At 67.8% G+C, this 22391-nt stretch carries 21 protein-coding genes; 8 read left to right on the top strand and 13 right to left on the bottom strand.

Annotated features, from left to right (window positions below):
• Nucleotides 1-27: 27 nt before the first annotated feature.
• Both hpt and TSB10P1A_RS08825 read right to left on the bottom strand, forming a co-directional pair.
• A complete protein-coding gene (gene hpt, locus TSB10P1A_RS08830; protein ID WP_186387553.1) occupies nucleotides 28-570 on the bottom strand; it encodes a hypoxanthine phosphoribosyltransferase in 543 nt (180 codons plus the stop codon).
• Nucleotides 567-1595 (bottom strand): MJ0042-type zinc finger domain-containing protein, encoded by a 1029-nt coding sequence (locus TSB10P1A_RS08825; RefSeq protein ID WP_186387552.1) that lies wholly within the window; start codon nucleotides 1593-1595, stop codon nucleotides 567-569. Before TSB10P1A_RS08825 ends, hpt begins: the two co-directional genes overlap by 4 nt.
• A gap of 242 nt (nucleotides 1596-1837) precedes the next feature.
• On the opposite strand from TSB10P1A_RS08825, the gene ftsE reads away from it, so the two are divergent.
• Both ftsE and TSB10P1A_RS08815 read left to right on the top strand, forming a co-directional pair.
• The gene (ftsE, locus tag TSB10P1A_RS08820; RefSeq protein WP_186387551.1) at nucleotides 1838-2497 is read left to right on the top strand and encodes a cell division ATP-binding protein FtsE; all 660 of its coding nucleotides are present in this window, start codon (nucleotides 1838-1840) and stop codon (nucleotides 2495-2497) included.
• Nucleotides 2490-3512 carry an ABC transporter permease gene (locus tag TSB10P1A_RS08815; RefSeq protein ID WP_186387550.1) on the top strand — a complete coding sequence of 341 codons (1023 nt, stop codon included), beginning with the start codon at nucleotides 2490-2492 and terminating at the stop codon, nucleotides 3510-3512. The genes ftsE and TSB10P1A_RS08815 overlap by 8 nt, the downstream gene beginning before the upstream one ends.
• Before the next feature lie 133 nt (nucleotides 3513-3645).
• Here the strand turns inward: TSB10P1A_RS08815 and rplS are convergent, their stop codons facing one another.
• The 7 genes from rplS to TSB10P1A_RS08780 all read right to left on the bottom strand — a co-directional run bounded on the left by rplS (nucleotide 3646) and on the right by TSB10P1A_RS08780 (nucleotide 9739).
• Entirely contained in the window at nucleotides 3646-4107 is a 462-nt protein-coding gene (gene rplS, locus TSB10P1A_RS08810) for a 50S ribosomal protein L19 (protein ID WP_208984349.1), read from the bottom strand.
• Between the two features lie 280 nt (nucleotides 4108-4387).
• Complete coding sequence (trmD, locus tag TSB10P1A_RS08805; RefSeq protein WP_186387549.1) at nucleotides 4388-5083, bottom strand: tRNA (guanosine(37)-N1)-methyltransferase TrmD; 696 nt, start codon at nucleotides 5081-5083, stop codon at nucleotides 4388-4390.
• A gap of 629 nt (nucleotides 5084-5712) precedes the next feature.
• Complete coding sequence (gene rimM, locus TSB10P1A_RS08800) at nucleotides 5713-6273, bottom strand: ribosome maturation factor RimM (protein ID WP_186387548.1); 561 nt, start codon at nucleotides 6271-6273, stop codon at nucleotides 5713-5715.
• A gap of 135 nt (nucleotides 6274-6408) precedes the next feature.
• Nucleotides 6409-6804: a 30S ribosomal protein S16 gene (gene rpsP, locus TSB10P1A_RS08795; RefSeq protein WP_186387547.1), complete on the bottom strand. Its 396-nt coding sequence runs from the start codon at nucleotides 6802-6804 to the stop codon at nucleotides 6409-6411.
• Nucleotides 6805-6840: 36 nt separating this feature from the next.
• The gene (locus TSB10P1A_RS08790) at nucleotides 6841-7158 is read right to left on the bottom strand and encodes a chorismate mutase (RefSeq protein WP_186387546.1); all 318 of its coding nucleotides are present in this window, start codon (nucleotides 7156-7158) and stop codon (nucleotides 6841-6843) included.
• Nucleotides 7155-8729: a signal recognition particle protein gene (gene ffh / locus TSB10P1A_RS08785; RefSeq protein ID WP_186387545.1), complete on the bottom strand. Its 1575-nt coding sequence runs from the start codon at nucleotides 8727-8729 to the stop codon at nucleotides 7155-7157. The genes TSB10P1A_RS08790 and ffh overlap by 4 nt, the downstream gene beginning before the upstream one ends.
• A gap of 311 nt (nucleotides 8730-9040) precedes the next feature.
• Nucleotides 9041-9739 (bottom strand): YggS family pyridoxal phosphate-dependent enzyme, encoded by a 699-nt coding sequence (locus tag TSB10P1A_RS08780; RefSeq protein ID WP_186387544.1) that lies wholly within the window; start codon nucleotides 9737-9739, stop codon nucleotides 9041-9043.
• Nucleotides 9740-9927: 188 nt separating this feature from the next.
• Between TSB10P1A_RS08780 and leuS the strand changes: the two genes are divergently transcribed.
• Genes leuS through holA form a run of 3 tightly spaced genes read left to right on the top strand, consistent with a single transcriptional unit; the run spans nucleotide 9928 to nucleotide 14149 of the window.
• Nucleotides 9928-12537: a leucine--tRNA ligase gene (gene leuS, locus TSB10P1A_RS08775; protein WP_186387543.1), complete on the top strand. Its 2610-nt coding sequence runs from the start codon at nucleotides 9928-9930 to the stop codon at nucleotides 12535-12537.
• Nucleotides 12524-13102: an LPS assembly lipoprotein LptE gene (gene lptE / locus TSB10P1A_RS08770; protein WP_186387542.1), complete on the top strand. Its 579-nt coding sequence runs from the start codon at nucleotides 12524-12526 to the stop codon at nucleotides 13100-13102. The genes leuS and lptE overlap by 14 nt, the downstream gene beginning before the upstream one ends.
• A gap of 6 nt (nucleotides 13103-13108) precedes the next feature.
• Nucleotides 13109-14149 carry a DNA polymerase III subunit delta gene (gene holA / locus TSB10P1A_RS08765; protein ID WP_186387541.1) on the top strand — a complete coding sequence of 347 codons (1041 nt, stop codon included), beginning with the start codon at nucleotides 13109-13111 and terminating at the stop codon, nucleotides 14147-14149.
• Nucleotides 14150-14189: 40 nt separating this feature from the next.
• On the opposite strand, the gene TSB10P1A_RS08760 is transcribed toward holA, so the two are convergent.
• The gene (locus TSB10P1A_RS08760) at nucleotides 14190-14741 is read right to left on the bottom strand and encodes an RNA methyltransferase (protein ID WP_186387540.1); all 552 of its coding nucleotides are present in this window, start codon (nucleotides 14739-14741) and stop codon (nucleotides 14190-14192) included.
• Between the two features lie 178 nt (nucleotides 14742-14919).
• Here TSB10P1A_RS08760 and TSB10P1A_RS08755 point away from each other — a divergent pair, with 178 nt between their 5' ends.
• A complete protein-coding gene (locus tag TSB10P1A_RS08755) occupies nucleotides 14920-15894 on the top strand; it encodes an NADPH:quinone oxidoreductase family protein (RefSeq protein ID WP_186387539.1) in 975 nt (324 codons plus the stop codon).
• Between the two features lie 27 nt (nucleotides 15895-15921).
• Here the strand turns inward: TSB10P1A_RS08755 and TSB10P1A_RS08750 are convergent, their stop codons facing one another.
• A complete protein-coding gene (locus TSB10P1A_RS08750) occupies nucleotides 15922-16725 on the bottom strand; it encodes an exodeoxyribonuclease III (protein ID WP_186387538.1) in 804 nt (267 codons plus the stop codon).
• Nucleotides 16726-17007: 282 nt separating this feature from the next.
• Between TSB10P1A_RS08750 and lysM the strand changes: the two genes are divergently transcribed.
• A complete protein-coding gene (gene lysM / locus TSB10P1A_RS08745) occupies nucleotides 17008-17445 on the top strand; it encodes a peptidoglycan-binding protein LysM (protein WP_186387537.1) in 438 nt (145 codons plus the stop codon).
• 152 nt (nucleotides 17446-17597) lie between these two features.
• On the top strand, nucleotides 17598-18317 hold the full coding sequence (locus TSB10P1A_RS08740) for a GH25 family lysozyme (protein WP_186387536.1): 720 nt from the start codon (nucleotides 17598-17600) through the stop codon (nucleotides 18315-18317).
• A 53-nt stretch (nucleotides 18318-18370) separates the two neighbouring features.
• Here the strand turns inward: TSB10P1A_RS08740 and TSB10P1A_RS08735 are convergent, their stop codons facing one another.
• Together TSB10P1A_RS08735 and TSB10P1A_RS08730 are read right to left on the bottom strand one after the other, a co-directional pair.
• A complete protein-coding gene (locus tag TSB10P1A_RS08735; protein WP_186387535.1) occupies nucleotides 18371-19945 on the bottom strand; it encodes a DUF4236 domain-containing protein in 1575 nt (524 codons plus the stop codon).
• A gap of 136 nt (nucleotides 19946-20081) precedes the next feature.
• A complete protein-coding gene (locus tag TSB10P1A_RS08730) occupies nucleotides 20082-22103 on the bottom strand; it encodes a protein meaA (RefSeq protein WP_186387534.1) in 2022 nt (673 codons plus the stop codon).
• Between the last annotated feature and the right edge of the window lie 288 nt (nucleotides 22104-22391).

Here is a 22391-nt window from a genome sequence, read left to right as displayed (position 1 = left end):
CCCCTCCGTTGTTGAACCATCCGCGCGCTAGGCCGGTGCATCCTGGACGACGTAGCCGATGAACGGGAGCTGGCGCCACTTGTGGCCCATGTCCATCCCGTAGCCGACAACGAACTTGTCCGGACACTCGAACCCGACATAATCCGCGGAAATGGCGGTTTTGCGGCGCATCGGCTTGTCGAGCAAGGCGGCGATGCGCACAGAGCCTGCGCCGCGCTCGCTGAGTCGGTCTCGCGCAAAAGCCAGCGTGCGGCCGCTTTCCAGGATGTCATCCACGAGAATCACATCCCGGCCGGCAACATCGCTCTCCACATCGCGCAACACGCGGATTTCCCTTGACTCGGTGCCCGCGCCATAGCTCGACAGGTGGATGAACTCCATCTCCGGCGTCAGGCCGGCCCGATGCATGGCCCGCACCAGATCGGCGGCGAACATGAAGCTGCCCTTGAGCACGGCAACGACGAGCAGCCCCTGCGGCCGCGAGGCCGCGATCTCGCGAGCGACCTCCTCGACCCGGGCGGCGATCGCGGCTTCGTCGAAAAGGGTTCGGATGTCGACAGTGTCGTTCATTGCAGCCTGACCTGGCGTTCTTTGCGCTCCACGAAGCGCACCTGGATGTCCGCCGCCAGATCGGGCGGGGCCGACAGGCGGGTGCGAAACCGCGTCGTGCCACCGACATCGAGCCGGCGCAAGCGCGGTTCCATGGTCCAGGCGTAGATTTCCTGGGCATCCTCGCTGCGCAGGGCGAGGCGAATGGCCGGGATCGGCACCGCTTCCCGCTCGACATTGACGATCGTGCCTTCGATCACCAGCACGATGGCGCCGTCCTCGATCTCCCGGAAGGTGCGCAGGTCGCGGAATTCCAGCCCGCGCAGGTTGACCTCCAGCCCGGCGAGGGCGAACAGGCCGGCCAGATCCGGCATGCGGGCGACGATCGGCGTGCGGAAGGTGACCGCCAGCGCGCACAGGGCGATGGCGCCGAAGAACATCATCGTGCCGACCACCCGGCGGGGACGCAGCCGGCGGGCGCGCTGGCCGATCCTGGCGAGCAGGCGGCCCAGCACCGGCTCGCTGCTGCGCGGCTTGACATAGATCTTCGGCTTGCGGGCGAGGCTTTCGATGTCGACCGGCTTGGCGCTTGCCGCTGCCCCATCCGCCTCGGCCGCCGCCGCGGCTACCGGAAGGGCCGCGGGCTCGACCCGTTTGGCCGCTTCCCAGCCGTCCTCGGCCTGGTCGTCCTCATCCTCCAGGCCGTCGTCGCGCGGCTCCGACGCGGCGGAGAAGACGTCCTCGTCCCGATCCGCAGGGTCCTCCTCCCGGTCGTCGCCCCACTGCGCGCCGTCGCTGTCGTCCTCGTCGTCCTCGGCCGGGGAGGCGTCGTCACGGCCGGCCATCGCCGCTGCCGGTTTGCGCGCGGCCCGTGCCTCGGTATCGGCGTCTTCGGGCAGTTCGGTCTCGATGGAGGCGGTGTCCGGATCGGGAAGCGCGTGCCAGCGCGTGCCGCAGCGGGCGCATTTGACGTCGCGGCCCTCCGGCCCGAGGGCGGCGGGGCTGACCCGATAGGCGGTTGCGCAGTCCGGACAGGTGATCTTCATTGTGGACGCGGCCTCGTCTTGCCCGCAAATACCGGCCGGAAAGGCGTATCGACACCCGGAGAGCCGGTTCGCAAAGCGGGTAGTTTCCGGCGAAGACCGTAAACATGCCGCAAACGGCGAAACGATTGATCGTCGCGCCGGCCGCTTTCCGGGTGTTCTGGCTCCATCACGCCTGGATATCGTTAATGAAGCGTTAATGCCGAGGCGATACTGTCCGGCCAATGTCTTAACGAGAGGTTGCCGTGATCCGATTCGAAAATGTCGGTCTGCGCTACGGCATGGGGCCGGAAGTCCTGCGCGACCTGACCTTCGAGATCAGGCCGCAGTCATTCCAGTTCCTTACCGGTCCGTCCGGTGCGGGCAAGACCAGCCTGATGCGCCTGCTGTTCCTGTCGCTGAAGCCGACGCGCGGGCTGATCCGCGCCTTCGGCAAGGACACCTCGGCGCTGAACAAGAGCCAGATCCCGGCGCTGCGTCGGCGCATCGGCATCGTCTTCCAGGATTTCCGCCTGCTCGATCACCTGACGACCTACGAGAATGTCGCCCTGCCGCTGCGCGTCATCGGCCAGGAGGAAAGCCAATACCGCTCCGACGTGGTGGAACTGCTGAAATGGGTGGGGCTCGGCGAGCGCATGCATGTGCTGCCGCCGGTGCTCTCGGGCGGCGAGAAGCAGCGCGCGGCGATCGCCAGGGCGCTGATCACCCGGCCGGAGATGTTGCTGGCGGACGAGCCGACGGGCAATGTGGATCCGCCGCTGGCGCGGCGGCTGCTGCGGCTGTTCATCGAGCTGAACCGGCTCGGCACCTCGGTGGTGATCGCCACCCATGACCTCGCCCTGATGGACCAGGTCGACGCGCGGCGCATGGAACTGGGCGAAGGACGGTTGCAGATCCATGACTGACGACGACAGGACCCAGAGGGCCGGGCGCGGCCCCCGTCCGGCCGCTGGCCGGCCAGCCGCCCCGCGCCGGGCAAAGGCCGCACCCAAGGCACGCAAGCGCGGCGCCGCCGGCGAGCTGCGCCCCTCCGCCCCGATCGTGCCGCCGCAGGCGGTCGCGGGGCGCGCGCTGACGCTGGTGGTGGCGATCATGAGCTTCCTCGCCTGCCTGACCATCGGCGCGGTGACCGTCATTCACGAGGCGGCCAGCGCCTGGTCCAACGACCTGCTGCGCGAGGTGACGATCCAGATCCGCCCGGCGGAAGGCGTCGACATGCTGCGCGAGATCGAGAAGGCGACGGCGGCGGCACGGGCCCAGGCCGGCGTCGGCACGGTGCGGGCGCTGTCCGACCAGGAGACGCGAAACCTGTTGCAGCCCTGGCTCGGCGCCGGGCTCGACCTGGAGAGCCTGCCGGTGCCGCGGCTGATCCAGGTGCAGGTGGCGGCGCCGGCGGCGTTCGACCTCGGCGCGCTGCGCCTGGCCGTCAGCGCCGAGGTGCGCGGGGCGAGCGTCGACGATCACAGCCTGTGGACCAGCCGGCTTGCGGCCATGGCCAATGCGGTGGTGCTGGGCGGCATCGCCGTGCTGCTGCTGGTGCTCGGCTCGATGGTGCTGTCCGTCGTCTTCGCGACGCGGGCGGCGATGGCCGGCAATCGCGACGTGGTCGAGGTGCTGCATTTCGTCGGCGCGGAGGACAGTTTCGTCGCCCGCGAGTTCCAGCGCCACTTCCTGCTGCTCGGCCTGCAGGGCGGGCTGGCCGGCGGCGTCGCCGCCTGTCTGGTGTTCCTCGTCCTCGGCTTCCTGGCGGACGAGCGCAGCGGCCTGCAGGGCCTTGCCCGCTCGATGGACATGTTCGGCGGCGTGTCGGTCGGCGTCGGCGGCTATCTCGGCGTGCTGGCGATCATCTTCCTCGTCACCGTGCTGACGGCGGCGACCTCGCGCCTCGCGGTGCGCGCGCATCTGCGGCGGATCGAGTAGCGGAGCGGCGCCGCTCCGCAAGCGAAGTGCCACCAACGAGACGCCACAAATGAAAAACCCCGGAGCCTGAGGTTCCGGGGTTTTCGCATTGGGAAGATGCAGATCCGGGCGCGGGTGCCGGACCTTGAGTGTCTTATTCGGCGCTCTCGCTGGCAGCGGCGGCCTGCTCGGCTTCCTTCGCGGCCTTGGCGGCGGCGACGTCGGCCTTGACCTCGTCGTTCAGACGACGGGCGCGCACGTTGGTCGCCTCGACGATACGGGCCGACTTGCCGCGACGGCCGCGCAGGTAATAGAGCTTGGCGCGACGCACCTTGCCGCGGCGCACGACCTCGACGCCCTCGAGCATCGGCGAGAAGATCGGGAACACGCGCTCCACGCCTTCGCCATAAGAGATCTTGCGGACGGTGAAGTTCTCGTTGATGCCGCCGCCGGAACGGGCGATGCACACGCCCTCATAGGCCTGGGTACGGGTGCGGTTGCCTTCCGTCACGCGGACGTTGACGCGGATCGTGTCGCCGGGAGAGAAGCTCGGCAGCTTGCGCTGGGCTTCGACCTTCGCCATTTCCTCGGCGTTGAGCTGTTCGATGATGTTCATGGCACTGCCTTTTGGTTCGTCTCGGTCAGAGCGTCCGCTGACGGTCGAGCCGCAGGGGCGAATTCACCGGGTTTTGGCCAGGCCGGACAGATCCGGCCACGGAATTCGACCGGGACCGCCGCGCTCGCGAGATGCGGTGCCCCCGCGCCCGCGATCCGGGGCAAAGGCAAACGACAATCGTCACGGCTTGCGCCGGCAGGCGCCCGAGTGGCCGCTGTCTAGCGCAACTTACAGCGTTTGTCATGCCCTTTTGCGCCCGTTCGGCGCAGAAACCCGCGCCTCACTCACCCGTATGACGCTGCCACAGGTCGGGCCGGCGCTCGCGGGTCAGCCGCTCGGCCTCCTCCCGCCGCCAGCGGTCGATGCGGGCGTGATCGCCCGAGGTCAGCACCTCGGGAATGCCGGCGCCCTCGAATTCGCGCGGGCGGGTGTAGTGCGGATGCTCCAGCAGGCCGGTCTCGAAGCTCTCGAAGGCGCCGCTCTCGGCATTGCCCATGACGCCGGGCAGCAGGCGGATCACCGCGTCGAGCAGGACCATGGCGGCGAGTTCGCCGCCGGAGAGGATGTAGTCGCCGATCGACACCTCCTCCAGGTCCCGCGCCTCGATCACCCGCTGGTCCACCCCCTCGAAGCGGCCGCAGACGATCACCGCGCCGGGGCTCTGCGCCAACTCGCGGACCCGGCCCTGGTCGAGCGGCCGGCCGCGCGGGCTCATCAAGAGGCGCGGCCGCGGATCGCCGGCAGGGCTCGCCGCATCGATGGCCAGGGCGAGGATGTCGGCGCGCAGCACCATGCCGGCACCGCCGCCGGCAGGGGTGTCGTCGACGGAGCGGTGGCGGTCGGTGGCGTGATCACGGATCTGGTGCAGCTCCAGATCCCAGTCGCCGCGCTCCAGCGCCCGCCCGGCCAGCGAGGTGCCGAGCGGACCTGGAAACATCTCCGGATAGAGGCTGAGGATCGACGCCCGGAACGCCATCGTTTGCTCCTTAGATGTGGTGGACCTGGTTGCGCGGCCATATTGTTGGCCGGATTTGCGCCGATGCACGGAGCGTTGCCGTCACTGGATGCGTTGCCGCCGCTTGATGAGAGGGGCAACCCCCGCTTAAGGCTTTCCCGCGCAGCAAGGAAGGCGCAATCCCCGGAGATCTTCATGCCGCAGCCGGTTGCCCGCCTTGTCGATCTCGTTCGCTCCCTGGCGCGGCGGCACTATCTCGACCTGTCGCCGGCCCGGGTGTGGCCGCTGGCCCTGCTCGTCGCCTACGGGATCTTCGCCGGTTTCATCTCCAATCCGGGCATCGACCACCCTTTCGACAAGCTGCAGCACCTGGTTTTCTTCGGGCTTCTGACCCTGGCGGTGCATGCGGTCTTCTGTTGCCGGCTGCGGATTTCGGCCGCCGTCGCCACCGGGCTGGGGCTGGCCGGGGAATTGGTGCAGTCGCTGTTTCCCCACCGGGAATTCTCGCTGGGCGACATCGCCGCGAACCTGATCGGCGTTGCCCTGATTGTCGCCGCCATCGCGCTGCTGCGCTCGCAGAGGAGAGCCGCCCTTGCCGGCGGCAGGGCGTCCGCCGCGGAGCCGGCCGAGCCGGCTGAGGCCCCGCAGGCTCAGTCCACCGTGTCTTCGTCCGCGTCGCGCGCACCGTCGTCCCGAGCCTCGTCGTCTTCCGTGCTTTCGGGCACAACGACGGTCACCTTGCCGGCGGCCAGGTCGATCTCCGGCACCGCCTCGCGGGTGAAGGGCACGTAGAAGGACGCTGTCCCTTGCGGGCGGATCTCGACCAGCGTGCCGGCGCCGAAATCGGGCAGCGCGACAATCCTGCCGATGGTCTCCCCCTCCGGCGAGACCGCTTCGAGGCCGAGCAGGTCGGTGTGGTAGAACTCGTCGTCGTCCTGGAGTTCCGGCAGGGCGTCGCGCGGGATGTAGAGATCGAGGCCGTTCAGCGCCTCGGCGGCGGTGCGGTCGTCGATGCCTTCGAAGCGGGTCACCACCATCGCCTTTTGCAGGCGCGCGGATGTCACCACCAGCCGGCGCTTGCCGTCGGCGGTCTCCAGCGGTCCATAGTCGCAGAAGGACAGGGGGTCGTCGCCGAACGGCTTGACGCGAACCTCGCCGCGCACGCCATGGGCGGCGCCGATCCGGGCAATCAGAATGCGATCCTTGCTCACGCGGCCGTGCTCCTGACGGGGAGGGCGGGTGTGCAGTCCCCGGGTGGTATCCGGTTCAGGGTCGGGGCCTGAGGGCCCCGGCGGATCCGCGCCGGGAGGGCGCGGATCCTGAAGGTGCTCGAAGGGCCGTGCCGATTACTCGGCAGCGGCTTCCTCGCCGCCGCCGGCAGCCTCGGCAGCGGCCGCAGCGGCCTCTTCGGCGGCCTGGCGCTTGGCAGCGAGACGCTCCTTGGCCTTGGTGCCCGGCTCGGCCTTCTTCGGGTTGCTGCGGGCCTCGCGGCTCAGCACGCCGGCGGCATCGAGGAAGCGCAGGACGCGGTCGGTCGGCAGGGCGCCGTGGCTCATCCAGTGCTGGATGCGCTCGACGTCGAGGACGATGCGGTCGGCATTGTCCTTCGGCAGCATCGGGTTGTAGAGGCCGACCTTCTCGATGAAGCGGCCGTCGCGCGGCGAGCGGACGTCGGCAACGACGATGCGGTAGAACGGACGCTTCTTGGCGCCGCCGCGGGCAAGACGAATTTTCAGGGCCATGGTAGTCTCCTTTGGTACTTCAGTGCGACGCCGGGTTCAGCGGCGAATGGCTTCATGGTGTCGGATCACTTCCCTGACGATGAAGTTCAGGAATTTCTCCGCGAAATCGGGATCGAGATTGGCGTCCCGGGCAAGCGCGCGCAGCCGCGCGATCTGCCGTTCCTCGCGCGCCGGATCGGCGGGCGGAAGATTGTGCGTCGCCTTCAGCAGGCCGACCTTCTGCGTGCACTTGAAGCGCTCCGCAAGCATGTGAACCAGCGCGGCGTCGATGTTGTCGATGGAGCCGCGCAGGCGCAGCAGTTCGTCCATCGCGGTGGACGCCGGCTCGAGGATCTCCTCGGCGCTGTCGGTCATTTCTTCTTCCCCCGTCCCAGGCCCGGAAGGCCGCCGAGACCGCCGGGCAGCTTCGGCCCGCCCAGTCCACCGAGGCCACCGAGGCCGCCCAAACCACCAAGCCCGCCGGGCAGACCCGGCATCTGGCCCGGCATCTGGCCTGGAAGCCCGCCGGGAAGTTGACCGGGAAGTTGACCGGATTCGGCCATGCGCTCCAGTTCCTTCGGGTCGATGTTCGGCATGCCGCCGCCGGGCAGGCCCATGCCGCCCATCATCTTGCCGAGCAGGCCCTTGCCCTTGCCCATCTGCTTCATCATGTCGGCCATCTGCCGGTGCATCTTCAGCAGCTTGTTGACGTCGGCGACGTCGACGCCGGAGCCGGTGGCGATGCGCTTCTTGCGGCTGGCCTTGAGAATGTCGGGCTTGCGGCGCTCCTGCGGGGTCATCGACTGGATGATCGCGACCTGACGCTTGATCACGCGGTCGTCGATATTGGCCGCGTCGAGCTGCTTCTTGATCTTGCCGACGCCGGGCATCATGCCCATGATCCCGGACATGCCGCCGAGCTTCTCCATCTGGCGAAGCTGCTCGGCAAGGTCCTCCAGGTCGAAATTGCCCTTCTGCATGCGGGCGGCCATCTTGGCCGCCTTTTCCTGGTCGAGCTCGCGCGCCGCCTTCTCCACCAGCGAGACGATGTCGCCCATGCCGAGAATGCGGTCGGCGATCCGCGCCGGGTGGAATTCCTCCAGCGCATCGGCCTTCTCGCCGGTACCGACGAGCTTCACCGGCTTGCCGGTGACCGCGCGCATCGAGAGCGCCGCGCCGCCGCGGCCGTCGCCGTCCATGCGGGTCAGCACGATGCCGGTGATGCCGACGCGCTCGTCGAAGGAGGTGGCGAGATTGACGGCGTCCTGGCCGGTCAGGCTGTCGGCGACGAGCAGGATCTCGTGCGGATTGGTCGCCGCCTTGATCTCGGCCATCTCGACCATCAGCGGCTCGTCGATATGGGTGCGGCCGGCGGTGTCGAGCATGACGATGTCATAGCCGCCGAGCCGCGCCGCGGTCATGGCGCGCGAGGCGATCTGCACCGGTGTCTGGCCGGCGACGATCGGCAGCGTGTCGATGCCGGTCTGCTCGCCGAGCACCTTGAGCTGCTCCTGCGCCGCCGGGCGGCGGGTGTCGAGCGAGGCCATCAGCACCTTGCGGCGCTCGTTCCTGGTCAGCCGCAGGGCGATCTTGGCGGTCGAGGTGGTCTTGCCCGAGCCCTGCAGGCCGACCATCATGATGGCGAAGGGCGCGGCCGCGTTGAGGTCGATCGGCTCGCCGGCGCCGCCCAGCATCTCGACGAGCTGGTCGTGGACGATCTTGACGACCTGCTGGCCCGGCGTCACCGACTTGAGGACTTCCTGGCCGACGGCCCGGGTCCGCACCTTGTCGGTGAAGGACTTGACCACGGGCAGCGCGACATCGGCCTCGATCAGGGCGCGGCGGACCTCGCGCAGCGCCTCGGAGACATCGGCCTCCGACAGCGCACCGCGCCGCGTCAGCTTGTCGAGAATGCCGCTGAGGCGATCTGACAGACTTTCGAACATGCCGTCTCCTTAAACTCTCTCGAGGCAGCGGCTGTCGCTGCTTCCGTGTCCCCCGGGCGGGACGAAGCGCGATCCGCAAAGCGGTGTGACACCCGAGGGCGCATCGCGCTGTCGGGTGTGAACCTCCGGGATCTCTTTATACCTCTGCGGGTCCCGGGCGGCGGATCGTAGTGTCGTCACTCTTTCGGAGTTGACGGGCTGATACCCGCAAACGCCAGCGAAAGTCAAGGGAGCCGGCGCATTCCCTGCAAAACGCCCCCCTTTGCGAAACGCCCCCCCTTTGCAAAACGCCGAAGCCACGGCCTGCCGGCTCAGGGGTAGTCGCGCGTGCCGAAAATCGCCGAGCCGACGCGCACATGGGTGGCGCCGACGCGCACGGCGCTCTCGAAGTCCGAGGACATGCCCATCGACAGGCCGGCAAGGCCGTTGCGCTCGGCGATCTTGCGCAGCAGCGCGAAATGCGGGCCCGGCGTGTCGTCGACCGGGGGGATGCACATCAGGCCGAGCAGCGGCAGGCGCAGTTCGTCCCGGCAGAAGGCGACGAACTCGTCCGCCTCGCGTGGGGCGATGCCGGCCTTTTGCGGCTCCTCGCCGGTGTTCACCTGAATGAAGAAGCGCAAGGTCCGGCCCTGCTCCGCGCACTCCGCGGCGAGCGCGCGGGCGATCTTCTCCCGGTCGAGCGTGTGGATCACGTCGAACAGGGCGACGGCGTCCTTCGCCTTGTTCGACTGCAGCGGCCCGATCAGGTGCAGCTCGATGTCGGGAAACTCCCCGCGCAGCGCCGGCCACTTGCCCTGCGCCTCCTGCACCCGGTTCTCGCCGAAGACGCGCTGGCCGGCGGCGATCACCGGGCGGATGGCCTCGGCATCGAAGGTCTTGCTGACGGCGATCAGCGTGACCGAGCCGGGCGCGCGCGCGCCGTCCTGCTCGGCGGCGGCGATCCTGTCGCGGATGCCGGCGATCCGGCCGGCGGCGTCGGTCTTGGTCGGTTCGGCGGCGTGCGCGGACATCTTGCTGGCTCTTCGTGCTTGGGCGTTGCGGTCGCTGCCATGGACATGCGACGGGTGCGGCGCGAATGCAAGTCCTGGAGGGGAGAGGCGCGCGCCGCCGGCCTTGCCGGTTGACCGGGCCGGCGATTTCTGGTGACAGTCGCGCCACATCATTTCTTTTCACGGCAACGAGCGAAGCACACGACATCATGGCGACGGAGCGCTACAACGCCCGCGAAGCGGAAAGCCGCTGGCAGAAGGTCTGGGACGAGGCGAAGGTTTTCGCCACCCGCAACGAGGATCCCCGGCCGAAGTATTACGTGCTCGAGATGTTCCCCTATCCGTCGGGGCGCATCCACATGGGGCATGTGCGCAACTATGCCATGGGCGATGTCGTGGCGCGCTACAAGCGGGCGCGCGGCTTCAACGTGCTGCACCCGATGGGCTGGGACGCCTTCGGCATGCCGGCGGAAAACGCGGCGATGCAGAACAAGGTGCATCCGCGCGACTGGACCTATCAGAACATCGCGACGATGCGCGGCCAGTTGAAGATCATGGGCCTGTCGCTCGACTGGGAGCGCGAGTTTGCCACCTGCGACGTCGAGTATTATACCCAGCAGCAGCACCTGTTCCTGGATTTCCTGAAGGCCGGCCTTGCCTATCGCAAGAACTCCAAGGTCAACTGGGACCCGGTCGACATGACCGTGCTCGCCAACGAGCAGGTGATCGACGGGCGCGGCTGGCGCTCCGGCGCCTTGGTCGAGCAGCGCGAGCTGACCCAGTGGTTCTTCAAGATCTCCGACTGGTCGGAAGAGCTGTTGTCGGCGCTCGACACGCTCGATCGCTGGCCGGACAAGGTCCGCCTGATGCAGAAGAACTGGATCGGCCGGTCCGAGGGCCTGCGCGTGCGCTTCGCCTTCTCGACGCCCGCCCCGACCGGCGACACGTCGCTGGAGATCTTTACCACCCGCCCGGACACGCTGTTCGGCGCCTCCTTCATGGGCCTGTCGCCGGACCATCCGATCTCGCGCAGGCTCGCCGAGGGCGATCCGAAGATCGCCGCCTTCGTCGAGGAGTGCCGGCGCATCGGCACCTCGGCCGAGGCCATCGAGACGGCGGAGAAGATCGGCATCGACACCGGGCTGACGGTCGTCCATCCGCTCGACCCCTCGATCACGCTGCCGGTCTATATCGCCAACTTCATCCTGATGGACTACGGCACCGGCGCGATCTTCGCCTGCCCGGCGCATGACCAGCGCGACCTCGACTTCGCCCGCAAGTATCACCTGCCGGTGCGCCCGGTGGTGCTGCCGAACGGGGCGGATCCGGAGACCTTCGAGATCCGCGACGAGGCCTATACGGACGAGGGCACGATCTACAATTCCGCCTTCATGGACGGTCTGTCGATCGCGGATGCCAAGGAAGCGGTGGCCGTGCGGCTGGAGGCGGCGATGCTGGACGGGGCGCCGCAGGCGCAGCGCCAGGTCAATTACCGCCTGCGCGACTGGGGCATCTCGCGCCAGCGCTACTGGGGCTGCCCGATCCCGGTCATCCATTGCGACGATTGCGGCGTGGTGCCGGTGCCGGTGGCCGACCTGCCGGTGCAACTGCCCGACGACATCGACTTCGACAAGCCGGGCAATCCGCTCGACCGCCATCCGACCTGGCGCAACGTCGCCTGTCCGAATTGCGGCAAGCCGGCGCGGCGCGAGACCGACACGATGGACACGTTCGTCGATTCCTCGTGGTATTTCGCCCGCTTCACCGATCCGCGCGCCAAGACGCCGACCGACAAGGCGGTGGCGGATGCCTGGCTGCCGGTCGACCAGTATATCGGCGGCATCGAGCACGCGATCCTGCACCTGCTCTATTCGCGCTTCTTCGCCAGGGCGATGAGCGTCACCGGGCATCTGAGCGTCAAGGAGCCGTTCCGAGGCCTGTTCACGCAAGGCATGGTGACGCACGAGACCTACAAGGCGCCGGGCGGCGGCTGGGTCTCGCCGGCCGAAGTGCGCATCGAGGGCGACGGCGAGGTGCGCAAGGCCTTCCTGCTGGAGAGCGGCGAGGAAGTCGCCATCGGCTCCATCGAGAAGATGTCGAAGTCGAAGAAGAACACCGTCGACCCGACCGACATCATCGAGACTTACGGCGCCGACACGGCCCGCTGGTTCATGCTGTCCGACAGCCCGCCCGAGCGCGACGTGCAGTGGACCGAGGACGGGGTGCAGGGCGCCTGGCGCTTCATGCAGCGCGTCTGGCGGCTGATCTCCGAGATCGGCGAGAGCGTGCCGCAGACGGCGCGTCCCGACGCGTTCGGCGAGGCGGCGACCGCCCTGCGCCGGGCGACCCACAAGGCCTGCCAGGCGATCTCGGCCGATATCGAGGCGCTGTCCTTCAACCGCGCCGTCGCCCGGATCTACGAACTGGTCAACACGCTGTCCAAGGCCTTGCAGGGCGGCGCGGAGGGCGACGACATGCGCTTCGCCCAGCGCGAGGCGGCGGCCTTCCTGGTGCAGATGATGGCGCCGATGGCGCCGCACCTGGCCGAGGAATGCTGGCGGGCGCTCGGCCACGAGAGCCTGCTGGCAACGCAGGGCTGGCCGGAGATCGAGGCGGATCTCCTGGTCGAGGCGACCATCACCCTGCCGGTGCAGGTCAACGGCAAGAAGCGCGCGGACCTCGTCGTCTCACGCGAGGCTTCCAATGAGGAGGTCGAAGCGGCTACCTTGCTGCTCGAGGCCGTGCAGCGCGCGCTGGACGGCAAGCCCGCCCGCAAGATCATCGTGGTTCCGCAGAGGATCGTGAATGTCGTCGTGTGACCATCCGCAACCGCAGCAGCCCGCCCGCCGGCGGACGCTCGCCGTTCTCGTCATCGGTGCGGCGCTGCTTGCCGGCGCCTGCCAGGTGCGGCCGCTCTACGGCACCATCGGCGGAGTGTCGGGAGCCTCCCCCGCCGTCGCCAGCGAACTGGCGGCCATCGACATCGATCTGGTGGAGACCTCCTCCAGGGAGGATCTCGACCGGGTCGGCCAGGTGCTGCGCAACGAGCTGATCTTCGGCTTCCGCCGCGGCCGCGAGGCGGGCGAGCAGCGCTACCGGCTGCGGATCCTGATCGACCGGCCGCTCAACGAGGTCGGCGTCGAGCGGCTCGCCGACGTGCCGTCAGCCTATACGGTCACCGTCAACGCCACCTATGTGCTGAGCGAGCTCGGTACGGGCCGCACGGTGACCACGGGCCGCGCCTTCGGCTCCGCCTCCTTCGACTTCTCCAGCCAGCGCTTCGCCAACCTGCGCGCCCAGCGCGATGCCGAGGACCGGGCGGCGAAGATGGTGGCCGGCGACATCCAGACGCGGCTCGCCGGCTTCTTCGCGTCCCGCGGCTGATCCGCGATGGTCGCGCTCAAGGCCGGCGAGATCGACCGTTTCATCGCCGAACCGCCGGCCGACGTCTCCCTCGTCCTCGTCTTCGGGCCTGATACCGGGCTCGTCTCCGAGCGCGCCCAGGCGCTGGTGACGCGCGCTTCCGGCGGCGTCGACGATCCCTTCTCGCTCGTTCGCCTGGATGCCACCGAGGTGGTCTCCGACCCGGCGCGGCTGATCGACGAGGCCTCGACCGTGCCGCTGTTCGGCGGCCGGCGGGTGGTCTGGCTGCGCGACGGGGCGGGCAAGAACCTGTCGCCGGCGGTCGATCCGCTGTTCGGCGAACTGCGCGCGGAAAGCGCGCTGGTGGTGATCGAGGCGGGCGACCTGAAGAAGGGCACGGGCCTGCGCGGCAAGTTCGAGCGCGACCGCAAGGCGGTGGCGATCCCCTGCTATGGCGACGAGGCGCGCGATCTGGAGCGGGTGATCGACGGCGAATTGCGCGAGGCCGGCCTTGCGATCAGCCGCGAGGCGCGACAGGTGCTGATGGGGCTGCTCGGCGCCGACCGGCTGGCCAGCCGCGGCGAGGTGCGCAAGCTCTGCCTCTATGCCTATGGGCGCGAGCGCATCGATGTCGCCGATGTCGAGGCGGTGATCGGCGATGCCTCGGCCTTTGCCGTCGACGAGTTGATCGATGCGGCCGCGCTTGGTGATCTTGGCACGCTTGACCACGGGCTGGAGCGGTTGTCGGCCAGCGGCCAGCGCGCCGACATGATCGCCTCGGCAGCGCTGCGGCATTTCCAGTTCCTCGCCCGCGCCAGGGCGGAGGTCGACCGCGGCGTGCCGCCGGCCCGCGTCGTCGAGCAGGCGCGTCCGCCGATCTTCTACAAGCGCCGCGACCTTGTCGCGCGGGAGCTGTCGCTGTGGTCGGGAGACGACCTTGCCAAGGCGGGCGAGCGGCTGGCGGATGCGGTGGCGGCGGCGCGCAAGTCGCCGGCCCTGGCCGAGGCGCTGGTCGGCGATGTGCTGCTGACGCTCGGCCGGGTGGCCCGCTCGCGCGGCCGGCGCTGACCTCGCGCCGCCGATCCACCCTTGGGGCGCGCGTCTCCCGTTAGTCCGGCTGGCCGGGGATCTTGCGCCCGGTGCGCATGATCGGGCCGCCATGCCTGTGCTCCGGGCGCGGCGTCTTCGGGCCGCCGGCGGTCAGCGGGCGTGCGGCATATTGTCCATGCACCCGGTGGCGGTCATAGAGCACCACGGCCCCGGCAATCGCGATGTTCAGGCAGAACTTGGTCGGGATCTTGATGATGTGCTGGCAGGCCGCCTGCATGTCCGGCGAGAGCGAGCCGCGCTCGGGACCGAGGATATAGGCTGCCTGCAGCGGATGCATGAAGCTCGGCAGGTCGATCGCTTCGTCGGTCAGTTCGACGCCGACAAGCTGGCAGCCCTGCGGCAGGTCCATCTCGGCGATCGAGGGCCAGTGGAACAGCGGCAGATGACCGGTGCTCTTCGACGTGTCGGAGGCCGGCGCCCTGCGGATCCGCTTGTCGGCATCGACGGTGAAGAAGAAGCTCGCCCCGAAGGCATGCGCCGAGCGCATCAGGTTGCCGAGGTTCATCTGCTTGGAAATGCCTTCCGCTCCGACGGCGAAATAACCGCGCATGTCGCCTTGCGACCTCCTTGTCGTTGTGCCCGGCCGGTGCCGGGCAACCGCAGGTGCCCGGAGATAGCGGCTGGCCGCGGCCCTGGCAAGTTTGCGGGCCTTCGCTGCTTCCAGGACTTCGCAGGCCGTGCTAGGCGAGGCTTGGGGAAAACTTGGGGAACAGTTGGGGGAGTCATCCGTGAAAGCCATCTTGTGCGAACGCTTCGGCGCGCCCGAGGATCTCGTCCTGCGCGACATCGAGATGCCGACGCCCGGGCCGGGGGAGGTGCTGGTGGAGGTCCACGCCGCGGCGCTCAACTTCTTCGATACGCTGATCATTCAGGGCAAGTATCAGTTCCGTCCCGAGATGCCGTTCTCACCCGGCGCGGAGTTCGCCGGCCGGGTGCTGGAGACGGGCGAAGGGATCGAGGCGTTCGAGCCGGGCGACCGGGTGATGGGCTATGTGCGCTGGGGCGCGGTGCGCGGCGCGGTGATCGCCAGCGAGGACGATCTCATCGCCCTGCCGGACGAGGTTTCGGACGAGGCGGCGGCCGGCCTGTCGGTCACCTATGGCACAACGCTGCATGCCTTTCGTGATCGGGCGCGGCTGGAGCCGGGCGAGACCGTGGCCGTGCTCGGCGCCTCGGGCGGCGTCGGACTTGCCGCTGTCGAGATCGCCAAGGCGATGGGCGCGCGGGTGATCGCCTGTGCCTCCAGCGCGGACAAGCTGGAGCTCGCCCGCGCCCATGGCGCCGACGAACTGGTCAACTATGCCGAGGACGACCTCAAGCTCCGGCTGAAGCAGCTCACCAATGGCAGCGGCGTCGATGTGGTCTACGATCCGGTCGGCGGCGACTACGCCGAAGCGGCGCTGCGCGCCACCGCCTGGCGCGGCCGCTATCTGGTTGTCGGCTTTGCCGCCGGCGAGATCCCGAAGCTGCCGCTCAATCTGGTCATGCTGAAGGGCTGCGACGTGCTCGGCGTGTTCTGGAGCGATGCCATCGTGCGCGAGCCGGAGGCGCATCGCGACAATATGGAGCAGTTGCTCGCCTGGGTGCGCGAGGGGCGTATCGTGCCGCATCTGCACGCGGCCTATCCGATCGAGGAGACGGCGCGCGCCCTGCGCGAACTCGCGGACCGCAAGGCCCAGGGCAAGGTGATCATCCGCCCATAAGGGCGTTGGAGCAGGCTGCAGGCGGCTTTAAGCCTCCAGCCGCACCAGCACCGGGGCGTGGTCGGAGGGCTGGTCCCAGCCGCGGGCATCGCGCAGCACCTGCATGGAGACCGCCTGGCCGGCCAGCGCCGGGTTGGCCCAGACATGATCGAGGCGGCGGCCCTTGTCGGCCGCCGACCAGTCCGCGGCCCGGTAGCTCCACCAAGTGTAGAGCTTCTCCTCCATCGGCACGAAGGCGCGCATCACGTCGGTAAGGCCGGCGGCGGTGCGCACCGCCTCCAGCTTCTCGCATTCGATCGGCGTGTGGCTGACGATCTTCAAGAGCTGCTTGTGCGACCACACGTCATGCTCGTAGGGCGCCACATTGAGGTCGCCGACGACGATGGCATTGCCGGACATCGCGGCGAAGCGCTCGCCCATCTCGTCGAGAAAGGCGAGCTTGTGCGCGAACTTGTCGTTGAGCTCCGGATCGGGCAGGTCGCCGCCGGCCGGCACATAGAAGTTCTGCAGGGTGAAGCGGTCGCCGCCGAAGGGGATGCCGGTCGAAAGATGCCGGCTGTCGCCCTTGGTGCAGTAGTCGATCCGCTCCTCGTCGAGGAAGGGGCGGCGGGAGATCGTCGCGACGCCGTGATAGCCCTTCTGGCCCTTGATCGCGATATGCTCGTAGCCGAGCTTGCGGAAGGCGGAGAGCGGAAAATTGCCGTCCGCGCACTTGGTTTCCTGCAGGCAGATCACGTCCGGCGCATGGTCGAGGATCAGCTTCTCGACGATCGGCAGCCGCAGCCGCACCGAGTTGATGTTCCAGGTGGCGATGGTCAGGCGGTCGGTCATGGCGATCCGGGTCTGGCAGGGCGGGGCGGAGCCTGAGCGGCTTCCTGACTGATTGCCAGTTGCCGGCGCGCCTTGCAAGGCCGGCCTTTCTCCGGCCCGGCGGATTTCTGTGTTGCCTGTCACAGGAATCCGGCCCTGGCGGCTGTATTGACTGCGGCTGACACTGGTGTCGAACGGCGCGGGCAAGCCGCGCTGTTGCAGTGGGAGACGCGGCACCTGCCGCGTCAGATGGGACCGCGCGGCATCAGCCGCGATGGGGCAGGACCGAAGGGGAGCCGCGACATGGGCTTTTTTGATTTCGTGAAGGATGCAGGCAAATCGCTGTGGGGCAGCAAGGAGCCGGAGGCCGATGCGGCCGCGGCGATCGAGAAGGAAGTGGCGGCGCTCGGCCTCGACGGCGACGTCAAGGTGGAAGTGTCCGGCGACACGGTGAAGATCGCCGGTGCCGCCCCGACCCAGGAAGCCCGCGAGAAGCTGATCCTGGCCGCCGGCAACGTGCTCGGCGTTGCCAGGGTGGAAGAGGAGATCGCGGTCGCCGCCAGCGCGCCGGAAGCCAGCTTCCACACGGTGGCGAAGGGCGATACGCTGTGGGCGGTGGCCAAGAAGGCCTATGGCGACGGCTCCAAATACATGGTGATCTTCGAGGCCAACAAGCCGATGCTGGCCGAGCCGGACAAGATCTATCCGGGCCAGGTGCTGCGCATTCCGCCGCTCGGCTGAGGCCGGCGCTGCGATCACGATCATGTGAGGCCGAACCGAAAGGTTTGGCCTCATCTCATTTCCGCTTCGCTCGATTGCTAAGTGCTTCCTTAACGCTTTGGTCATAGTGTCCAGACCCGGTTGAAAGGGGGCTTTGGACCAAAGAGAGAGCGATGACTGCGCGCGTGCTGATCCTGTTTTGCACCCTTTTCGTGGCGTCCTGCGCGGCATTCGATTTCGAAGATCCGAAGCCGCAGGACTATCCCATCCACGGCATCGATGTGGCGCGCTACCAGGGCGACATCGATTGGCACCGGGTGAAGAAGGCCGGCACCGAGTTCGCCTGGATCAAGGCGACCGAGGGCGGCGACTATCTCGATCCGAAGTTCATGGAGAACTGGACGAACGCCAAGGCGGCCGGCGTGCGGCGCGGCGCCTATCACTTCTATTTCTTCTGCCGTCCGGTGGAGGACCAGATCGCCTGGTTCATCGAGAACGTTCCGGTCGACCCGGATGCGTTGCCGCCGGTGCTCGACATGGAATGGAACGGCCATTCCTGGTGCCGGGAGCGCCCGGGCCGCGAGAAGGTCCTGCATGACATGGACCTGTTCCTGCGGGCGATGGAGAGCCATTACGGCAAGCGGCCGGTGATCTATTCCTCCGTCGATTTCCACCGCGACCGGCTGGTCGGGGCGAAGCGCGGCTACGACTTCTGGCTGCGCTCTGTCGCGGCCCATCCCAACCGCCGCTACGAGGACCGCCGCGACTGGGTGTTCTGGCAGTACACGGCGAAGGGCCGCGTCGACGGCATCAAGGGCGATGTCGACCGCAACGCCTTCCACGGCTCGCGTCGGCAATGGCAGCGCTGGCTCCAGGGCCACCGCACGCGCTAGGTGTGGGGGGCTGCGCTGGTGCGGGGCGGGTAACTCCCCGCCAGTTCCTGAAGCTATCTGCTGACAAGAAACTCGCTGGACATCCAGCCGATCATGCCATTCTGCGTCTCGACATGACTCCAGCCTTCCTTTTGACCAAGACGCCTGACGGCTCCGCCCTTTGGCACGGTCATCAAAATACCGGTGAGGGTACTTGGACCCTCGCGAAGATTGACGGCTGTGCTGGTCACGAGGATGGGGTTGTCGGCCACTCGGTTGTCGGGTGGCCGACTGTCCGTGACTGAGGGCGGCCGGACAGTTTCCTCTTGCCTGGCGTTCGGCGCCGGTGCCGGCGCTGCGAGTTTCAGGCTGGCATCGGGCTTAACCGCTCTTTCCTGTACGAGTGTGACAATTATCGGCAGGCCGACGAGAAGAGCGAACACAGCGAGTATCAAGCGTCTTGTCGATCTTCGCTTTTCCGGCTGAGGTTGGGGGGAAGCCTCAGGAGTGGGGCCAGCGTCACTTCGTGGCGGGAGCGGAGTTTCACTTGTTTTGCCTTTGGGAAGGCCGGCGAGTTGCCGGCATCCGCTCTCGAGCCCGCTGCCCTTGCCCGCCTGCGAGAACTCCACGAGCTCGTTGAGGCCTGTTGCACTCCGCAGTTGGATGCTTTCGTACAGGCATATCGGGAGCTGGCGGTTGTCGCGAAATCGTCGGTCCGGTCCCCCGTTTTTGTTGGGATGTTTCCAAGTGTGCCCGACAACCTGGGCATCCGACGGCACCGCCCCGTCTTCGATAAATCGGCTGTTGCTCCTGTGGACCGTCAAGTCGCTGTACGAGACCGCCCCAAAGCGCGAACCATCCTGTACCAGTACGGTGTCGGGCATGAAAAACAGGGTCTGTTTTCCAACTCCGAGTGCCGGTGGGGTCAAATTGCTCTTGATCACATCGGGAAGCGAGTAGGAAAGGGGCGTTGTCTTCCGTTTCACCAGATGAGACGCACCAGCATTGCGTTTTCTCGTGACATCGCTCGTAACGGCTCCGCTTTCCTCAATGTGCCATTTGCCTTTGCAGGCCTGCAGGCTATCGAAGCCCTCGACCAGTTGCCGATAAGCAGCTTCTGCATCACCCTCGAGGTCATAGTAGAGGACCGAGCTTCGGCGATAGGAATCGAGCCACCGCCCAATCATCCAGCCCGGGATTGCGGCCAGGCCGAAGAGAAACCCGACGCCTCCAGATGCAAATCCGGCGACCAGCGTGACAATGATCGCGGTCCAACAGAATGCGGACGACATTTTAATTTGTCCGCTTTTGCGATTGATCTCGTCGAGCAGGTGCCCAAACGTTTCGTCGCGCATGCCAAGAACGTCGGCAGACTCGATCTCGATCATCTCGACGTCGTCCGAGCTGGTCGCCTCGGGTGCCATGTCCGGGCGGGGCGCCGGCGGCGGGGTCCGTTCCGCCGGGCCGGTCCCGGCCGGCTTGATGGAGGACCTGTAATAGAGGCCGCCCCGTCCGGCATGAATGTAGTGACCGCGCGGCCCGGTGCCGACGCGCAGACCTCGAACGCCAACGGATAGGCCCACGCCGCCCTTGGAAAAATTGAAACGAAACGGGCCCGCAGATACGGATTTGCGAATATAAAACGGCAATGTCTGTTTCCCTCCGGAAACGAGCGGCCAACGCCACTCCGGCGGGAAGTTTACAACCGCACTCGAACGCGGTTAAGCCCGGGAAAGGCCTTAGACGAACAGGTACGGCAAGGAAGCGCCTCTCGCCCCCGCGCCCTCACGCAGCCGCTTCCGCCCGCGAGCCGACGATCTCCACCACTTCCTTCATGATGTCGGTGAGCTGGAAGTTCTTCGGCGTGTAGACGGCGGCAACGCCCATTGCCCGCAGACTGGCGGCGTCTTCCTCGGGAATGATGCCGCCGACGACGACCGGGATATCGTCGATGCCGGCGGCGCGCAGCCGCTCCATCACGTCGCGCACCAGGGCAAGGTGCGAACCGGACAGGATCGACAGGCCGATGACATGGACGTCCTCCTCCAGCGCGGCATTGACGATCTGCGCAGGCGTCAGGCGGATGCCCTCGTAGACGACTTCCATGCCGCAGTCGCGGGCCCGCACGGCGATCTGCTCGGCGCCGTTGGAATGGCCGTCGAGGCCGGGCTTGCCGACCAGGAACTTCAGCCGCCGGCCGAGCTTGGCCGACACGCTCTCCACCGCCGCGCGCACCGGAGCAAGGTCCTGCGCATCGGCGCGTGCCGCCTTGCCGACACCCGTCGGCGCCCGGTATTCGCCGAACACCTCGCGCAGCGCCGCGCCCCATTCGCCGGTGGTGACGCCGGCCTTCGCCGCCGCGATCGACGGCTCCATGATGTTGGTGCCCTCGCTGGCCGCCTGCTTCAGCGCGGCGATGGCGCCCGCCACGGCGCCTTCGTCGCGCGCCTCGCGCCAGGCCGTCAGCGTGGCAATGGCTTCCGCCTCGACATGCTCGGGCACGGTCAGGATGCCGCCGTCCTCGCCGGTGGCGAGCGGCGAGGGCTCGCTCTCGGTGAAGCGGTTGACGCCGACCACCACCTGCTCGCCCGCCTCGATGGCGGCAAGGCGGGCGGCGTTCGAGGCGACCAGCGCCTGCTTCATGTAGCTCGTTTCCACCGCCGCGACGGCGCCGCCCATCTCCTCGATGCGGGCGAGCTCCGCGCGTGCCTCGTCCTTCAGCGCCTCGACCTTGCCGCCGATCACCGAGGAACCGTCGAAGATGTCCTCGAATTCCAGCAGGTCGGTCTCGTAGGCGAGGATCTGCTGCACGCGCAGCGACCATTGCTGGTCGAAGGGGCGCGGCAGGCCGAGCGCCTCGTTCCACGCCGGCAGTTGCACGGCGCGGGCGCGGGCGTTCTTCGACAGCACCACGGCCAGCGCCTCGATGAGGATGCGGTAGACGTTGTTTTCCGGCTGCTGCTCGGTGAGCCCGAGCGAGTTGACCTGCACGCCGTAGCGGAAGCGGCGGTAGCGCTCGTCCGCAACGCCGTAGCGGGTCTGGCAGATCTCGTCCCACAGTTCGGCGAAGGCGCGCATCTTGCAGATCTCGGTGATGAAGCGCATGCCGGCATTGACGAAGAAGGAGATGCGACCGACCGCCTCGGGAAAGTCGGCCGGGTCGATGGCGCCCGATGCCCTGACCTCGTCGAGGATGGCGATCGCCGTCGCCAGCGCGAAGGACAGTTCCTGCACCGGCGTCGCGCCGGCCTCCTGCAGGTGGTAGGAGCACACGTTCATCGGGTTCCACTTGGGCATCGCCCGGTAGGTCCAGGCGATGACGTCGCGGGTCAGCCGCAGCGAGGGCGCAGGCGGGAACACATAGGTGCCGCGCGACAGGTATTCCTTGATGATGTCGTTCTGCGTCGTGCCGGAAAGCTGCGCCCGGTCGGCGCCCTGTTCGTCGGCCGCCGCGACATAGAGCGCCAGCAGCCAGGGGGCGGTGGCGTTGATCGTCATCGACGTGTTCATCTGCTCAAGCGGGATGCCGTCGAACAGCGCCCGCATGTCGCCGAGATGGGCGATCGGAACGCCGACCTTGCCGACCTCGCCGCGCGCCAGCGGGTGATGGGGATCGTAGCCGGTCTGGGTCGGCAGGTCGAAGGCGACGGACAGGCCCGTCTGGCCCTTGGCGAGGTTGCGGCGATAGAGCGCATTGGAGGCGGCGGCCGTCGAATGGCCGGCATAGGTGCGGAAGATCCAGGGCTTGTCGCGCCGGATGCCGGCGGCGCCCGTCTGCGGGTTGGCGGGGGTCGCTCTGTCGCCCATGGAAACACTCCTCGCAAGCTTCGCGCCCGCGGCAGCGCCCAAGGGCCCCGCATGCCGGGCATCTTCCTGATTTTCCTCAGGCTCCCGACCTTGCGACCGGTCACCCTCCTCCCGAAATCGCGCGGCCTTGCGGCCTCGCACACGCACTATTTCTAGGTGCAATGCAAAAACACTCTTGGGCAAATGCGGCAATTAAGCAATAGTCCAATAGCGGGGCGCCCGTTTTTCGCACGATAGTTTCGCGAAGCGGGCATCTGAGCCGGCTTGCGATAATGCGCTGCAGCATTA

The organism is Stappia sp. TSB10P1A (assembly GCF_900185725.1).
In the GTDB taxonomy this organism is placed as follows: Bacteria; Pseudomonadota; Alphaproteobacteria; order Rhizobiales; family Stappiaceae; genus Stappia.
This window is presented reverse-complemented; position numbering and strand designations above follow the sequence as displayed.

Bases quoted from the DNA above. Each gene is read 5' to 3' on its own strand.
- holA (WP_186387541.1), top strand. From the start codon at position 13,109: ATGGTCGCGCTCAAGGCCGGCGAGATCGACCGTTTCATCGCCGAACCG.
- leuS (WP_186387543.1), top strand. From the start codon at position 9,928: ATGGCGACGGAGCGCTACAACGCCCGCGAAGCGGAAAGCCGCTGGCAG.
- TSB10P1A_RS08750 (WP_186387538.1), bottom strand. From the start codon at position 16,725: ATGACCGACCGCCTGACCATCGCCACCTGGAACATCAACTCGGTGCGG.
- TSB10P1A_RS08825 (WP_186387552.1), bottom strand. From the start codon at position 1,595: ATGAAGATCACCTGTCCGGACTGCGCAACCGCCTATCGGGTCAGCCCC.
- TSB10P1A_RS08790 (WP_186387546.1), bottom strand. From the start codon at position 7,158: ATGACCGACAGCGCCGAGGAGATCCTCGAGCCGGCGTCCACCGCGATG.
- trmD (WP_186387549.1), bottom strand. From the start codon at position 5,083: ATGGCGTTCCGGGCGTCGATCCTCAGCCTCTATCCGGAGATGTTTCCA.
- rpsP (WP_186387547.1), bottom strand. From the start codon at position 6,804: ATGGCCCTGAAAATTCGTCTTGCCCGCGGCGGCGCCAAGAAGCGTCCG.
- TSB10P1A_RS08740 (WP_186387536.1), top strand. From the start codon at position 17,598: ATGACTGCGCGCGTGCTGATCCTGTTTTGCACCCTTTTCGTGGCGTCC.
- lysM (WP_186387537.1), top strand. From the start codon at position 17,008: ATGGGCTTTTTTGATTTCGTGAAGGATGCAGGCAAATCGCTGTGGGGC.
- TSB10P1A_RS08760 (WP_186387540.1), bottom strand. From the start codon at position 14,741: ATGCGCGGTTATTTCGCCGTCGGAGCGGAAGGCATTTCCAAGCAGATG.
- TSB10P1A_RS08730 (WP_186387534.1), bottom strand. From the start codon at position 22,103: ATGGGCGACAGAGCGACCCCCGCCAACCCGCAGACGGGCGCCGCCGGC.
- hpt (WP_186387553.1), bottom strand. From the start codon at position 570: ATGAACGACACTGTCGACATCCGAACCCTTTTCGACGAAGCCGCGATC.
- ffh (WP_186387545.1), bottom strand. From the start codon at position 8,729: ATGTTCGAAAGTCTGTCAGATCGCCTCAGCGGCATTCTCGACAAGCTG.
- TSB10P1A_RS08815 (WP_186387550.1), top strand. From the start codon at position 2,490: ATGACTGACGACGACAGGACCCAGAGGGCCGGGCGCGGCCCCCGTCCG.
- lptE (WP_186387542.1), top strand. From the start codon at position 12,524: ATGTCGTCGTGTGACCATCCGCAACCGCAGCAGCCCGCCCGCCGGCGG.
- TSB10P1A_RS08780 (WP_186387544.1), bottom strand. From the start codon at position 9,739: ATGTCCGCGCACGCCGCCGAACCGACCAAGACCGACGCCGCCGGCCGG.
- rplS (WP_208984349.1), bottom strand. From the start codon at position 4,107: ATGAACATCATCGAACAGCTCAACGCCGAGGAAATGGCGAAGGTCGAA.